13 protein-coding genes and 1 riboswitch are annotated in these 13,697 nt (G+C 68.5%); of the genes, 10 read left to right on the top strand and 3 right to left on the bottom strand.

The window, feature by feature from the left end; genetic code table 11:
* Positions 1 to 257 precede the first annotated feature (257 nt).
* The 3 genes from DES44_RS19545 to DES44_RS19535 are packed head-to-tail and all read left to right on the top strand — an operon-like array spanning position 258 to position 3,084.
* A complete protein-coding gene (locus tag DES44_RS19545; RefSeq protein ID WP_058937007.1) occupies positions 258 to 659 on the top strand; it encodes a GntR family transcriptional regulator in 402 nt (133 codons plus the stop codon).
* The gene (locus DES44_RS19540; protein ID WP_232309881.1) at positions 656 to 1,573 is read left to right on the top strand and encodes an ABC transporter ATP-binding protein; all 918 of its coding nucleotides are present in this window, start codon (positions 656 to 658) and stop codon (positions 1,571 to 1,573) included. Before DES44_RS19545 ends, DES44_RS19540 begins: the two co-directional genes overlap by 4 nt.
* Positions 1,570 to 3,084, top strand: a complete 1,515-nt coding sequence (locus DES44_RS19535; protein ID WP_058937006.1) for a hypothetical protein — start codon at positions 1,570 to 1,572, stop codon at positions 3,082 to 3,084. Before DES44_RS19540 ends, DES44_RS19535 begins: the two co-directional genes overlap by 4 nt.
* A 22-nt stretch (positions 3,085 to 3,106) precedes the next feature.
* On the opposite strand, the gene DES44_RS19530 is transcribed toward DES44_RS19535, so the two are convergent.
* Positions 3,107 to 3,652, bottom strand: coding sequence for a flavin reductase family protein (locus DES44_RS19530; protein ID WP_116001790.1), 546 nt, complete (start codon positions 3,650 to 3,652; stop codon positions 3,107 to 3,109).
* Between the two features lie 177 nt (positions 3,653 to 3,829).
* Here DES44_RS19530 and DES44_RS19525 point away from each other — a divergent pair, with 177 nt between their 5' ends.
* Positions 3,830 to 4,810 carry a M48 family metallopeptidase gene (locus DES44_RS19525; RefSeq protein ID WP_083525953.1) on the top strand — a complete coding sequence of 327 codons (981 nt, stop codon included), beginning with the start codon at positions 3,830 to 3,832 and terminating at the stop codon, positions 4,808 to 4,810.
* A gap of 75 nt (positions 4,811 to 4,885) precedes the next feature.
* On the opposite strand, the gene DES44_RS19520 is transcribed toward DES44_RS19525, so the two are convergent.
* A complete protein-coding gene (locus DES44_RS19520) occupies positions 4,886 to 5,533 on the bottom strand; it encodes an MBL fold metallo-hydrolase (protein ID WP_058937004.1) in 648 nt (215 codons plus the stop codon).
* Between DES44_RS19520 and DES44_RS19515 the strand changes: the two genes are divergently transcribed.
* Both DES44_RS19515 and DES44_RS19510 read left to right on the top strand, forming a co-directional pair.
* Complete coding sequence (locus DES44_RS19515) at positions 5,532 to 6,065, top strand: DUF2946 domain-containing protein (protein WP_083525952.1); 534 nt, start codon at positions 5,532 to 5,534, stop codon at positions 6,063 to 6,065. The two genes, DES44_RS19520 and DES44_RS19515, sit on opposite strands and share 2 nt — an antisense overlap.
* Positions 6,066 to 6,191: 126 nt before the next feature.
* Positions 6,192 to 7,664: a PepSY-associated TM helix domain-containing protein gene (locus tag DES44_RS19510; RefSeq protein WP_058937002.1), complete on the top strand. Its 1,473-nt coding sequence runs from the start codon at positions 6,192 to 6,194 to the stop codon at positions 7,662 to 7,664.
* 127 nt (positions 7,665 to 7,791) lie between these two features.
* Positions 7,792 to 8,044, top strand: a riboswitch (cobalamin riboswitch).
* 222 nt (positions 8,045 to 8,266) lie between these two features.
* Here the strand turns inward: DES44_RS19510 and DES44_RS25735 are convergent.
* The gene (locus DES44_RS25735; protein ID WP_232309880.1) at positions 8,267 to 8,407 is read right to left on the bottom strand and encodes a hypothetical protein; all 141 of its coding nucleotides are present in this window, start codon (positions 8,405 to 8,407) and stop codon (positions 8,267 to 8,269) included.
* A 119-nt stretch (positions 8,408 to 8,526) separates the two neighbouring features.
* Here DES44_RS25735 and DES44_RS19505 point away from each other — a divergent pair, with 119 nt between their 5' ends.
* From DES44_RS19505 to DES44_RS19490, 4 genes are all read left to right on the top strand, one after another.
* Positions 8,527 to 10,476: a TonB-dependent receptor gene (locus DES44_RS19505; protein WP_232309879.1), complete on the top strand. Its 1,950-nt coding sequence runs from the start codon at positions 8,527 to 8,529 to the stop codon at positions 10,474 to 10,476.
* A gap of 73 nt (positions 10,477 to 10,549) precedes the next feature.
* Complete coding sequence (gene czcI / locus DES44_RS19500; protein ID WP_058937001.1) at positions 10,550 to 10,894, top strand: cation efflux protein, CzcI family; 345 nt, start codon at positions 10,550 to 10,552, stop codon at positions 10,892 to 10,894.
* 316 nt (positions 10,895 to 11,210) lie between these two features.
* Complete coding sequence (locus tag DES44_RS19495) at positions 11,211 to 12,341, top strand: TolC family protein (protein WP_170156704.1); 1,131 nt, start codon at positions 11,211 to 11,213, stop codon at positions 12,339 to 12,341.
* Positions 12,342 to 12,375: 34 nt separating this feature from the next.
* On the top strand, positions 12,376 to 13,686 hold the full coding sequence (locus DES44_RS19490) for an efflux RND transporter periplasmic adaptor subunit (protein WP_058936999.1): 1,311 nt from the start codon (positions 12,376 to 12,378) through the stop codon (positions 13,684 to 13,686).
* Positions 13,687 to 13,697 lie beyond the last annotated feature (11 nt).

The following is a 13,697-nucleotide window of genomic DNA, read 5'->3' as shown; positions in this document are numbered from 1 at the left end:
CTTGCGCGGCCTGGTGGTGACCTTGGCCAATCCCTCGCCGACCGACGTCGGCAGTCTCGGCCACGGGGAATTGGAACGCGGCACATCAGTGCCAGTGAGGGTGACAGGCTATTGGCGTCGGCCCAGACGAAGTTGCCGGTGCAGCCAAACTTCGCGCGCCACTCGTAATACGTCGGGTCACTGAAACCGCCCTGACTGCAGAGATCCTTGACCTCCCCCTCCACGTGTATTACCGTACTAATACACACACACGACCCATGGACCCCGATCTCCTCTTCACCGTCAACCCCGGCTCCCCCGAGCCCATCTATCGCCAGCTGGTCGATCAGATGCGGCGCCGCGTGGCCAGCGGGCAATTGGTGGCGGGCCAGGAGATCCCCTCGGTGCGAGAGCTGGCCCAGGCCCTGGCGGTCAATCCCATGACCATCTCCAAGGCCTTCGGCTTGATGGAAGCCGAGGGCTTGGTAGAGCGTCGCCGCGGCCTGCCCATGGTCGTCGCGGCTCATCACCAGAAGCCGCTGCGCACCCGGTCTCGTGTGGAACTGCTGCGGCCCACCCTGGAAAAGGCCGCCGCCGAAGCCCGCCAGCTGGAGGTGCCGCCCGACCAGGTGCTGGCACTGTTCAAAAGCCTGTTGAAGGACCCGGGAGACCCCTCATGACGCAGACCCTGATGCTCGACGCGACCGACGCCGCCCCCTTCCCGCTTGCCCGTCCGCCCGTCCAGGCCATGGGTCTGCATCTTCATTTCGCAGGCCATGGCCCGGTGCTCGACAACCTGGATTGGCAGATCCAGCCCGGCCAGGTGGTGGGGCTGCTGGGGCGCAACGGCGCGGGCAAGACCACCTTGCTCGAGACGCTTCTGGGCCTGCGCGAGCCGTCCCTGGGTCAGGTGCAGCTGTTCGGCGAACCGGCCTTGCAGCCCTCCGATGCCCTGCGCGCCCGGCTGGGCTACGTGCCCCAGCAATCCGACCTGTTCGACGACTTCACGCCCGAGCAATTGCTGCGCTACTTCCGCAGCTTTTATCCGCGCTGGAATGAGGCCAAGGTGGACGGCCTGATGTCGCGTTGGCAGATTCCGGTCAACCGGCGCATCGCACGCCTGTCCCAGGGGCAGCAGCAGCGGCTCTCCATCATCCGGGCGCTGGCCCACGACCCCGACCTGCTGGTGCTGGACGAGCCCGTGGCGAGCCTGGACCCGCTGGGCCGACGAGACTTTCTGCGTGAGCTGGTGGAGCAGGTGCTCGATCGCGGCACCACCGTGGTCTTCTCCACCCACATCCTGTCCGACCTGGAGCGGGTGGCTTTCAACATTGCGTTTCTCAGCGGCGGCAAGATCGCCCTGCAGGCGCCGCAGGACCAGTTGGCGGAAGAAGTGCGGCTGCTGGTGGGCAGCGAGCCGGCGCTGCAGGCCGTGGTGAAAGCGTCCCGCGCGCAGGTGCTGCATCGGCGTAGCCTGCCCTCGTCCCAGCGATGGCTGGTGCGCTTTCCTGAAGGACAGATTCCGCCGCCACAGGCCGGGCTGCAGTGCGAAGCGCTGGGCCTGGAAGACCTCTTCGTGGAGCTGGCCCAGTGAGCGCGCCGGCGATGGGCCTGACGGGCCCGCTGCGGCTGGCCGGGTACACCGCCATCCTGCGGGTGTGGACGCACCGGGTCCGCTACGCCACCCCGCTGGTGGCGGTGCTGCTGGTGAGCATCGTGGCCCTGGTGGCTGGGTGGGCCGAGCCCCGGTTTGTCGTGCCAACGGCGCAGTTCTGCGCCCTCGCCGGCATGGTGTTGCTTTGGGCGGGGTTCTTCGCGGCGGTGCAGCGGCAGAACCATCCGCTGCCGGCGCGATTGCTGCCAGGCCAGCTCCGATGCCTGCGTGAGGTCACCGTGCTGGGCTTCCTGGCCGTGGTGCTGCCCAGCGCCTGGCTGCTGGCCACATCTCCGCTGCAGGTGCCAGGGCCTGCCGCATTGATCCTATCGGCACTGGCCTGCTTGCTGCTGGCCTTCATCGTGCGGTGGCCCTGGTTGTGGGTGGCCGGATGGGTGGTGGGCTCTTCGGTGGCGGCGTGGCTGCCGGTCGGGATCAAGGCCGCCACCAAAACCCGGATGCTGGAGATCTATGAGGACCAGCCGGCTTCGATGGCCGCCTTCCTGCTGGCGATGGCTGGCCTGACCCTGTGGCATCTGTTCCAGTCCGGCGGCCCCGGCCATGTGAGGAGCTGGAAACGACATGCCCAGCTGCGGAACCTGCTCAAGCCACGCATCGGGTCAGTCTCTCAAGAGGCCACGAAGCAAGCATGGTTCGCCGGGTTTGTGGACGGGTCGTCCCGAGCGTTTTCCTGGCTGCGTTTGCTCTGGATGAACTGGTTGATCCGCAACGCCCGCCCCACCGTCCGCTCGGTGATGGCGCGTGCGGAGCTGACCGCCAGTCCGCAGACGCACTGGGCGGCGACCCTTGGCGCGCTGCTGCTGATTGCCTTGGGGGTTGCCATCGGGCTGACGGTCACGTCGATGCTGCGTGCGGACGGGATGGTGCTTGGCGGCATCGTGGTGCAGTCCTTTGCCTTCTCTTACCTGGGCATGCTGATGGGCCCGGTGGCGGGGGCCACAAGCAGCATCCTGCGTCGTCGGCGTGAGCAGGCCTTGCTGCTGCTGCTGCCCGGCGTGCCGCGTGGTCAGGCGCTGAATCGTCAGTGGGCCGCCCGGCAAATGATCAGTCACGCCTTGAATTGGGTGCTGGCCCTGGCACTGGTGCTCGGATTGCAGGCGCTGGCCAGCCACCTCAGCGGGTCCGACACATCGATGTCGTTCTGGAGCCGGGCCGCGGTGGGCTTTGCGGCGATGGTGCTGCCGATGGGGATTCTGCAGTGGCGCAATTGGTCGATCGAAAGCGAGCCCACGCCGACCCGGACCGTACTGCTGTCGATGATGGTGGTGGGCGGCACGGCGGCATTGGCGGCACTGGCGGGCAGCCGGCCGTTCCTGCAGCCGGCCTACCTGCTCGGTGCGTCCGCGCTGATCACGCTGCTGCTGGTGACGCTGCGCTGGCGCAGCATCAACCGCTACCCCAGCTTCTGGCCAGTGGGCCGGGACGTCTGACCAGGCCCCGGACCCCGCCGCATCAGATCGGCAATTCCGTGTAGTAGCGCCCGCCGTGGAAGATCAGCGGCTGGGCCTGCTCCACCCGCGAGCAGGCTTCCACTTCGCCCACGAAGATGACGTGGTCGCCCTCTTCATACTGGCTGCGGTTGGCGCATTCAAACACCGCCGCGCAGCCCTCCAGCACCGGTGCACCGCCGCACCCTTCCCGCCACCGTACGCCGGCAAAGCGGTCGATGTCCCGCGTGGCAAAACGCTGGGCCAGGTCTTTCTGGTCGGCGGCCAGGATGTTGATGGCGTAGTGCGACCCGCGGCTGAACACCGGCATGGAGCCGGCACGTTTGCCCAGGCTCCACAGCACCAGCGGCGGCGTGAGCGACACGGAATTGAAGGAGTTGGCGGTCAGCCCCACCAGCGTGCCGTCCTCCCCGCGGGCCGTCACGATGGTGACGCCGGTGGCAAACATGCCCAGCGCGGCCCGAAACTGTTGGCTGTCGAGCACAGAGGCCACCGCCACCGCGGGGTCGCTGTTGATGTGAAGGGGGGTGGGAGAGGGCGGCAGGGACATGGCTCGTATTGTCACCTCCCGGCAAATCCCCTGCATCTGTGGGCCAGGCAACACTGGCAAATGCGGCAGGACTGCGCCGATTTCATGGCATTCCTGCGTCCCTCCTTCAGAGGAAACCTGCATCCTGGACCCGGGGGACCGCTCGACCGGCGTCGGAGCGTCCCTAGAATGTTGCCCATGGATGAAGTTGATTTCCGCGCGGACGGTCAGCCGTCCCTCACTGGCGCACCCACTCACGGTTTTGGTCACTGCACCTGCGGGGCACCGGCGGCCTCGGGCAGCACTGCAAGCTTGGCCGGCAGGCCGACCTCGCGCCGTCTGTTCACCCGTCTGCTGGGCGCCGCAGGTGGTCTGGCGCTGGTGCCGGCCTGGGCGCGGGAAGGAGTGGACGTCGGCAAGGAAAGCTGGGCCACCCGGCTGGTCTCGGCGGAACAGGTGGAGACCGCCGGTCAGCAGCAATATGCCGCCATGATGAAGGAGGCGCAGCAAAAGCGCGTCCTGGCGCCGACCAATGACCCGCAAGTGCAGCGCCTGCGTTTCATCGCCCAGCGGATCATTCCACTGACCGGCACCTGGAACCGCCGCGCCGACCAATGGCGCTGGGAAGTCAATCTCCTGATGACCGCCGAGGTCAACGCCTTCTGCATGCCCGGCGGCAAGATCGCCTTCTATGACGGCATCCTGCGCAAGCTGCAGCTCAACGACGACGAAGTCGCGATGGTGATGGGTCACGAGATCGCCCACGCGCTGCGGGAACATGCTCGCGAGCGCATGGGCAAGTCGGCCGCGACCAACATCGGTGCCGATCTCCTGTCTTCTGTCCTGGGCTTTGGAGACGTGGGCCGCACGTTCATGGGCATCGGCGGGCAACTGCTGAAGCTGCGGTTCAGCCGGGAGGACGAGTCCGAGGCCGACCTGGTGGGCATGGAGCTTGCCGCTCGCGCCGGCTACAACCCGGAGGCGGGCATCTCGCTGTGGCAAAAGATGGCCAAAGCGTCGGAGGGCGCGCCGCCGCAGTTCATCTCCACCCACCCGTCAGGCCCGACGCGGATCGAGGACATGCGCCGCAACCTGCCCAAGGTGGCAGGTCTCTACCAGCGTGCGGACAAGCCCTCGCAGCGGTTCTCGCCGCCAGCGGCCAGCGCCCAGAATCGCTGAAGGACCGCTGAACGAGCGCTGAAGGAGCGCTGATGGAGCGTTGCCGGTTCGCGCCGCCCTGGCGGCCCGGACCGGTCAGCCGTGCCGGCCGCTCACGAACGGGTTGCTGCGCTTCTCCTCGCCGAAGGTGCTTTCCGGGCCATGCCCGGGGATGAATACGGTCTCGTCGCCCATGGGCCAGAGCCTCTCCGTGATGGAGCGAATGAGCGTGTCGTGGTGTCCGCCCGGAAAATCGGTGCGGCCGATGCTGCCGGCAAACAGCACGTCCCCGACGAAGCAGCGCCGAGCCCCAGCCGAATGAAACACCACATGGCCGGGCGTGTGGCCGGGGCAGTGGCGCACGGTCAGGGTCTCCTCGCCGATGGTGACGGTGTCCCCATCCTCCAGCCACCGGGTGGGGGTGAAGGGCTCTGCCGGCGGGAAGCCAAACATGGCCGACTGCTGCGGCAGGCCGGTGATCCAGAACAGGTCGCCCTGATGCGGGCCGATGATGGGCAGTCCGTCTTCCCGCGCCCACTGACCGGCACCCCCGGCATGGTCAATGTGGGCATGGGTCAGCCAGATGGCCTTGATCGTGACGCCGAGTGATTGGGCCAGGGCCTTGAGCCGTGGCACTTCACCGCCTGGGTCGATCACGGCTGCATCCCGAGTGGCATCGCACCAGACGATGGAGCAGTTTTGCTGGAAGGGGGTGACGGGGAGGGTGCGGTAGTGCAGGGGCATGGGTGCAAGTCTCGATCACATTCGGCCGGCTTCGCCAGCAGCCTTGCAGTTTATGGGCGCAGCGCTGGGGATGGGGGGGCCGCCTCGCGCCGCGTCTCTTACACTCCCCGGCATGCCCATCGGCCGCCCCTTCAACGCCCTCGTCTCATGGATCGCGTGCACCGCGCTCCTGATGAGCCTTTGGGCGCCGGCGCTGGCGCAGGCCTTTCGGACCCCGGTGCCTGCTGGCTGGGCCGACATCTGCAGCGCCTCGGGCATGCAGCGGGTGATGGGGGACGGCGGTAGCGCGACCCAGGCGGACCAGTCTGCCGATTCCGGCCACCCCACTGAGGAGGGCGCCGGCGCGCATGGGCTCAAGCACTGCCCTTACTGCGCAACGCATGCCACCGTGCTGGGCCTGCCGCCCGCGCCGCGAACCGTTCTGCCGCAGGAGGCTCTGGCTTCCCACGTCCCCGCGCTGTTCCTGACCGCGCCGCGGCCCCTGTTCGCCTGGGTCAGTGCCCAGCCGCGTGCGCCGCCGCTTCGAGCCTGAGCGTCAAAGACCGCCGGGCGCGGGCGTGCTGCGCCTGTTCGGCGGGAGGCTGGCGGCCGCCCATGGTCCGCCCTCACCGATCGGCCGGATTGCTCGCGTGAGAAGCCCGGCCCAGGACCCCTCCGTATGAATCACAAAATGACCCCCAAGGGCGGTGACACCGACCGCTTGGGTAGCGGCAGTGACTCCGCGCTGTACCGACGCGTCTGGCGATGGCATTTCTACGCCGGACTGATCTGCCTGCCTTTTCTGGTGCTGCTGGCGCTCACCGGCGGGCTCTATCTGTTCAAGGACCCCATCGAGCAATGGGTCTACCGTCCGCTGCTGACCGTGAACGGGCCGCCGTCCGGCAAGAGCCTTGGCGCCGAGGCATTGGTCGCACGGGCCCTGGCTGCGGAACCCGGTGAGGCGGTTCGCTTCGTGTCTCCAGCATCCCCGGGGCGAAGCGCTGAGGTGGGGGTCAAGACCGCCGCCTCGGGCGTGGTGGCGGTCTACCTGGATCCCTCCGATGGCCGTGTGCTGGGGCGGCTTGCGGACAGTGCGCGCTTGATGAACGTCGTCAAGCGTCTGCACTCGCTGGCGTTGGCGGGCAAGGTCGCCAACCTCTGGATCGAGGTGGTGGCCGGCTGGGCGATCGTGCTGGTCGTGTCCGGCCTGTTCCTCTGGTGGCCGCGGGGACGCTCCGGCGGCGTCCTGCGCGTGCGCGGACAGCCCCGGCAGCGGCTGTGGTGGCGCGACCTGCATGCCGTCACCGGCGCCCTGGCCGCGGCTGCCATCCTCTTCCTGGCGGTGACCGGGATGCCCTGGTCAGCCTTCTGGGGCGAGCAGTTTGGCCGGCTCACCAAGACCTGGGGCGTGGGCACACCGCGTTACGTCTGGGGCGGCGCGCCGGCCTCGACGCTGCCGCTGGCGGGGCTGACCGATGTGCCCTGGGCATCGAGCCAGGCGGCACTGCCGACGTCGAGCAGCCATAACGGCCACGATGGCCACAATGGCCCTACACCGGCGATGGCACCGGCGATGGCACCCGCGACTGCTGCACCCCCTGCACCCCCTGCCCCCCAAGCGTCCCCAGCACCTTCAGTCGGCATCGATCAAGCCCTGCAGATCTTCCGGCGCCTCGGACTGCCGGAGGGCACGCCCGTGCGCCTGCCCAGCGGGCCACAAGGCGTGTATTCAGCGATGCGGTTCCCTGACGACGTGCGCGAGCTGCGGGTGGTCCACCTGGACCGCTACAGCGGCGCCGTCCTGGCCGACATCGGGTTGAAGGACTATGGCGCCGTGGGGCGCCTGACCGAATGGGGCATCAGCCTGCACACCGGCCGGCAGTTCGGGCTCATCAACCAGCTGCTCATGCTGGCGGGCTGCCTGTCGATCGTGCTGCTGGCGGTGTCGAGCGTGGTGATGTGGTGGAAGCGCCGCCCGCGCGGACGTCTGGCCGCCCCACCGCGTCGCGAAGGGGACCGGGCCGCCATCGGCGCGCTGGCCATCGCGGCGCTGCTGGGCCTGCTCTATCCGCTGCTCGGCGCTTCGATGCTGGTGGCGCTGGGCGTCGATGCGCTCATGCCGCGTCACTGGCAGCAGCGGTTTGCGCTCTAGGGGGCCTAAGCCCCCATCAGCCCCGTCAGCCCCCAAAAAGCCCCCAAAAAGCCCCCAAAAAGCCCCCAAAAAGCCCCCGTTAGCCCTATACACTCGCCCTCCGTCGGTATCCCTCCAATCGGGCCACCGACCTCATTCAGTCGAAGGTGCCCGGCCGCAGCGCGGTCGGGTTAAACGGGAAACAGGTGCGGCCCTTTCAAAGGGCCAATGCCTGTGCTGCCCCCGCAACGGTCGGCGGTTGAAAGCGTCCTCACGTCGGGCTCCATGCGCCGACATCCACTGGGTTTGCCGCCTGGGAAGGAGAGGGCGCCGACGCGGAACATGGTCCATGTCCTGCGTCAGCCGCGAGCCCGGATACCGGCCTGCGACTGCTCCGGATGCTGCGGGGTGCGGCGCGCCGTCGAGGCTGCGCGTCCGCTGCGCCGCCTGGGCCGTGCTCATGCCTCAGTGTCGTCATCGACCCACCTGCGGGGACGCAGGGGAATGGACTGTTGCAATGAACACTTTGATCTCTGTGCCCCGCGGTCGCCGCGGGTTCTCTGGCCGGTCCGGCCTCCCCCCTTTGACACGGCGGCGCAGCGCGCTGGCCGGCTGGCTGCTCATCAGCGCGATCGCGCAGACCGCGCTCGCTGCATCGGAATCGGCAGGTGCAACTGCAGCAGCAGCAGCAGCAGCACCTGTGCCCACGCCTGCCCCCACACCTGCACCTGCACCTGCACCTGCACCTGCAGTGGGAACCGCAAGCGCAACCGCAGATCCGGCGACCGCTGACGCCGACCTTGCCCCTTCTGCGACGCGCCCGGCCATCAGTTCCGCCGCCAGTCCGGCCGCCGCCGCACAGACCCGCCTGGAGACCGTACAAGTGCAGGGCCGTCACTATGACAACGGCATCGGCAGCTCCGACGCCGCCTCCCAGGGCAGCATCCGGGCCGAGCTGCTCAAGAGCCGGCCCGCCTTGCGCCCGGGGGAAGTCCTGGAATTCGTGCCCGGTCTGATGGTGACCCAGCACAGCGGCGACGGCAAAGCCAACCAGTACTTCCTGCGCGGCTTCAATCTCGACCACGGCACGGACTTCGCGACCTCCGTCAATGGCATGCCGGTGAACATGCCAAGCCATGCGCATGGCCAAGGCTATTCCGATCTGAACTTCCTGATTCCGGAACTGGTCGATCGCATCGACTACCGCAAGGGTCCGTACTTCGCGCCAAACGGAGACTTCGCTGCGGCCGGGTCGGCGGACATCGTGTATCAGCGGCGTGTGGACGCCCCCTTCGTCTCTTTGACGGCCGGGGAAGGCCGCTACCGCCGGGGTCTGGTGGCCGGCAGCAGTGACTGGGGCCACGGACTCCAATGGATGGGCGCGGCCGAGCTGATGGGCAATGATGGCCCGTGGTCCTTGCCCGAGGGCCTGAACCGCCGCAATCTGGTGACGAGTCTGTCGCGCACGTCGGGGCCGGACCGATGGACGGTGAGCCTGATGGACTATCACGCGCGTTGGCGGTCTACCGACCAGGTGCCGGAGCGCCTGATCGAGGCCGGCACGCTGGCGGGGCGCCCCTTCGGACGCTTTGATGCGGTGGATCCGACGGATGGCGGCCACACGCGCCGCACCAGTGTGTCGGCGCAATGGTCGCGGGATGAGGACGGGCAGCACGCACGACTGGCGGCCTACGCCATCGACTATCAACTGGCGCTGTTCTCCAACTTCACCTATGCGCTGGACCGTCCCGACACGGGCGACCAGTTCGCCCAGGAGGATCACCGCAAGGTCTATGGTCTGAGCGGCAGCCAGGCCGTGGAGCATTCGCTGGGGCCGTGGCCCGCGCGCACCGAGGTGGGCTTCCAGCTGCGGCAGGATCGAGCCCGGGTGGGGTTCTTCCAGACGCAAGCGCGCGTGGTGACCGACGTCACGCGGGAAGACCGTGTCCGCGAAACGATGCTCGGCGTGTACGGCCAGACGAGCGTGGAGTGGACGCCCTGGATGCGCACGGTGCTGGGCCTTCGTGCGGACCAGGGCCGGTTCCGGGTGGACCCGCTCTCGGGCAACGGGGACGCCGGCAGTGCGCGGCAGACGCTGGCCTCGCCCAAGCTGTCGGTGGTGCTGGGCCCGTGGGCGCGGACGGAGCTGTTCCTGAACGCGGGTCGGGGCTTTCATAGCAATGATGCGCGCGGCGTGACGTCGACGGCTGATCCCGCGCCCGGCTTGTCGAAGGCCAAGGGGTACGAAGCCGGACTGAGGACGGAATGGATCCCGGGTCTGCAGAGCTCCCTTGCGCTGTGGACACTCGACTTCGATTCGGAGCTCGTTTATGTGGGTGACGCCGGAGCGACCGAAGCCAACCGGGCCAGCCGCCGCCGCGGCGTGGAATGGAACAACCGGTATGTCCCGCTGCCGTGGCTGCTGATTGACGCGGACTTCGCCTGGACGCACGCGCGTTTTGCGGACCAGGACCCGGTGGGCAACCGCATTCCCAATGCCGTCGACAAGGTGGCCACGCTGGGCGTCACCTTGCAGGCGCTCGGCCCCTGGTCGGCCAGCGTGAACTGGCGTTATCTGGGCAGTGGCGCACTGGTGGAGGACAACAGCGTGCGGTCCCGTTCGTCCTTCACCACCAACCTGCGATTGAGTCGGCGCCTGGGCGACAAGACCGAGCTGACACTGGATGTCTTCAATCTCGCGGACCGCAAGGTCAACGACATCGAGTACTTCTATGAGTCGCAACTGCCCGGCGAGGCCGCACCGGTGGCCGACCGCCATGTGCATCCCGCCGAACCCCGCACGCTGAGGGTGACCTTGCGCCGCAGCTTCTAAACAGCGCAAAAACCGTGAAACCGTCGCTTTCCGCCCTGTTGCGGGAAGCGGCGAACTTCCTACAATCCACGCCATGCGCCGCTGGCTCTCCATCCTGCTGCTGGTTTTGCTGCCCTTCCAGTTCACCTGGAGCGTGGCCGCCAGCTATTGCGGGCACGAGAGCGCCCCCAGCACGCATCACATCGGTCACCACACCCACCAGCATGACGATGGCAGCGCGGAGAAATCCAAGTCCCCTTCCAAGCTGGCGCCGGACACCGACTGCGGCACCTGCCACCTGAGCGCCGCCAAAACCGTCCCCGCCGATGCGGCCGAGCTCCATGCGCCCGCCACCCAGGTGCTGGGCACCGGCGCTGCCTTGCGCTTTTCCTCCCGCGCCCCCGACCATCCTGAACGCCCCAACTGGCGCATCGCCTGATTCGGCGATTGCAGCGGGCGCACCCCTGTCCGTGATGGCGTCATAGCGGCCTGCGCCGCGCTGCCTTCGTCGAATCCTTCAAGCGGTTTTCCCAACCCTGGAGTATTCGATGCCTCAATTGCTGATGCCGCTGGCGTGCGCGGCGCTATTCCTTTTCCAAACGCAGACCCAAGCTCAGGCCCAGGCACAAAGCCAAAGCCAAAGCCAAAGCCAAAGCCAAAGCCGAGCTCCGGCCTCTACCGAGACTCAGGCGGAAGGCCAACGCCAAAGCCCGGGTGAGACCACGGTCCAACGCGGCCTGACCCTGGAGCGCGCCTTGCAGGCCGCGCTGACGCAGAACCCGTCCCTTCGGGCCTTCAGCCATGCGCTGGACGCCCACGAGGGCGCCATCCGCCAGGCGGGCCTGAGTCCCAACCCGACCCTGGGCCTGAGCGCCGAGGACACCCGCACGGCCACCCGCACCACGCAGGTCACGCTGAGCCAGACCCTGGAGCTCGGCGGCAAGCGCCCGGCCCGGGTGGACCTGGCGCAGCGGGAGCGGGACGTCGCCGCCATGGAACTGGAGACCGAGCGCGCCGAGGTGCGTGCCACCACCATCCAGTCCTTCTTCGAAGTGCTGATCGCCCAGGAACGGGTCCAGGTGGCGCAGCAGTCACTGGACATCGCCACCAGCGGCACCGAGGCGGTCGTGCGCCGCGTGACCGCAGGCAAGGTGTCGCCGATCGAGGAGACACGCGCCCGCGTCGCCGCCTCCACCGCGCGCATCGAGCTGCGGCAGGCGCAGGCAGACCTGGCGACGGCGCTGCACGCACTGAGCGCCGTGATGGGTGAGCCCCAGGACGCCGTCGACGTGGTGGACGGGCGGCCCGATGCCCTGCCACCCTTGCCCGACCGCGACACGCTGGCCAGCCGCATCCAGGCGGCCCCCAGCCTGCGCCGCGCCCAGCTGGACGTGCTGCGTGCCGAGGCCGCGTTCAACCTGGAGCGGGCGCGGGGCGTGCCCGACGTCACCGTGGGACTCGGCGCCCAGCGGGCCCCCGACATGGGACGGACGCAGCCGCTGATCAGCGTGTCGATTCCGATCCCGCTGTTTGACCGCAACCAAGGCGCGCAGCTGCAGGCGCATCGCAAGCGCGAGGCCGCGCAGGCCTTGGCCCAGGCGCAGGAGCAGCGTCTGCGGGCCGAGGTGCTGCAGGCGGCAGACCAGCTCCAGGCCCGCACGGAGGAGATCGAGATGCTGCGGCGCGAGGTGCTCCCGGGCGCGCAGACCGCCTATGACGCCGCCCGACGCGGCTTCGAGCTGGGCAAGTTCAGTGTCGTGGAGGTGCTCGACGCCCAGCGCACCTTCCTCCAGGCGCGCGGCCAGTACTTCACCGCGCTGTCCCAGGCCCACCGGCTGTCTGCCGAGCTCGACCGCCGCCTTGGCGATCCGCACGTTGGCCGCTGACCCCGCCGCTGACCCCAATTACCGAGACATCTCCATGAATTCCCCCTACGAATCGAAAGACGGCACTCAGCCCGTCGCCCGTCGCAAGCAGGCCATTGCCATCGCCGTGGTGCTCGCCCTGGGCGTGGCCGCCGGCATCGGCATCCTCAGCACAGGCGGTCGCGCCGGTGCTGGCGGTGAAGCCGCCCACGGCCATGAGGACGGCGAGGACCACAACGAGGGCGACGCGCATGCCCACGCCAAATCCGGCGCCGACAAGGGCCACGGCGGCGAGAAACCCGCCTCCACCGAGAAACCGCACGACGATGCAGGCGCACCGGACGTCATCACCCTGACGCCCGAACAGCAGAAGGCCGCGGGCATCGTGGTGGACACCGCCAAGGCCGCCACGCTCACCGCCACCTATCAGCTGCCGGGCGAAGTGAAGTTCAATGAAGACACGACCGCCCACGTCGTGCCGCGGGTGGTGGGCGTGGTGGAGTCGGTGCCCGCTGCCCTGGGGCAGGTGGTGCGTCGGGGCCAGGTGCTGGCCGTGCTCAGCAGCCCTGCGGTGTCCGACCTGCGCGCGGACCTGCAGGCGGCGCAGAAGCGCCTGCAACTGGCGCGCACGACCTACGAGCGCGAGAAGAGCCTGTTCGAGGCCAGGATCTCCCCGCAGCAGGATGTGCAGGGGGCCGAGCAGGCCCTGCGGGAAGCCGAGATTGCCGTCACCAACGCGCGGCAGAAGCTGATGGCGGTGGGCGCCACGCCCGACAGCAGCGCCCTCAACCGCTTCGAGCTGCGCGCGCCCTTCGACGGCACCATCGTGGAAAAACACATTGCCCTGGGAGAGCAGGTGCGGGAGGACACCAACGTCTTCACCGTGGCGGACCTGCGCACCGTCTGGGCGCAGATCAGCGTCCCGGCCAAGGACCTGCCGCTGGTGCGGGTGGGGGACCGCGTGACGGTGCGGGCCACGGCCTTCGACCAGTCCGCCGTCGGCAAGGTGGCCTATGTGGGCTCGCTGATCGGCGAATCCACGCGGACGGCGCAGGCCCGTGTGACGCTGGAGAACCCGAAGGCCACCTGGCGCCCGGGTCTGTTCGTCAATGTGGAGATGAAGGGCGACGCGGTCGAGGTGCCGGTCACGGTGGCTGCCGATGCGGTCCAGACGGTGGAGGAGCGCCCCGTGGTGTTCGTCCAGACGCCGCGCGGATTCCAGGCGCAGCCGGTGAAGATCGGCCGCAGCGATGGCCAGCGCACCGAGATCGTCCAGGGCCTGACAGCCGGCACGCCCTACATCGCCACCGGCAGCTTCATGGCCAAGGCGGAGCTGGGCAAGTCCACCGCCTCGCACGCACACTGAAGGATGACGCC

It is taken from the genome of Roseateles depolymerans (assembly GCF_003387155.1).
GTDB lineage: Bacteria > Pseudomonadota > Gammaproteobacteria > Burkholderiales > Burkholderiaceae_C > Roseateles > Roseateles depolymerans.
This window is presented reverse-complemented; position numbering and strand designations above follow the sequence as displayed.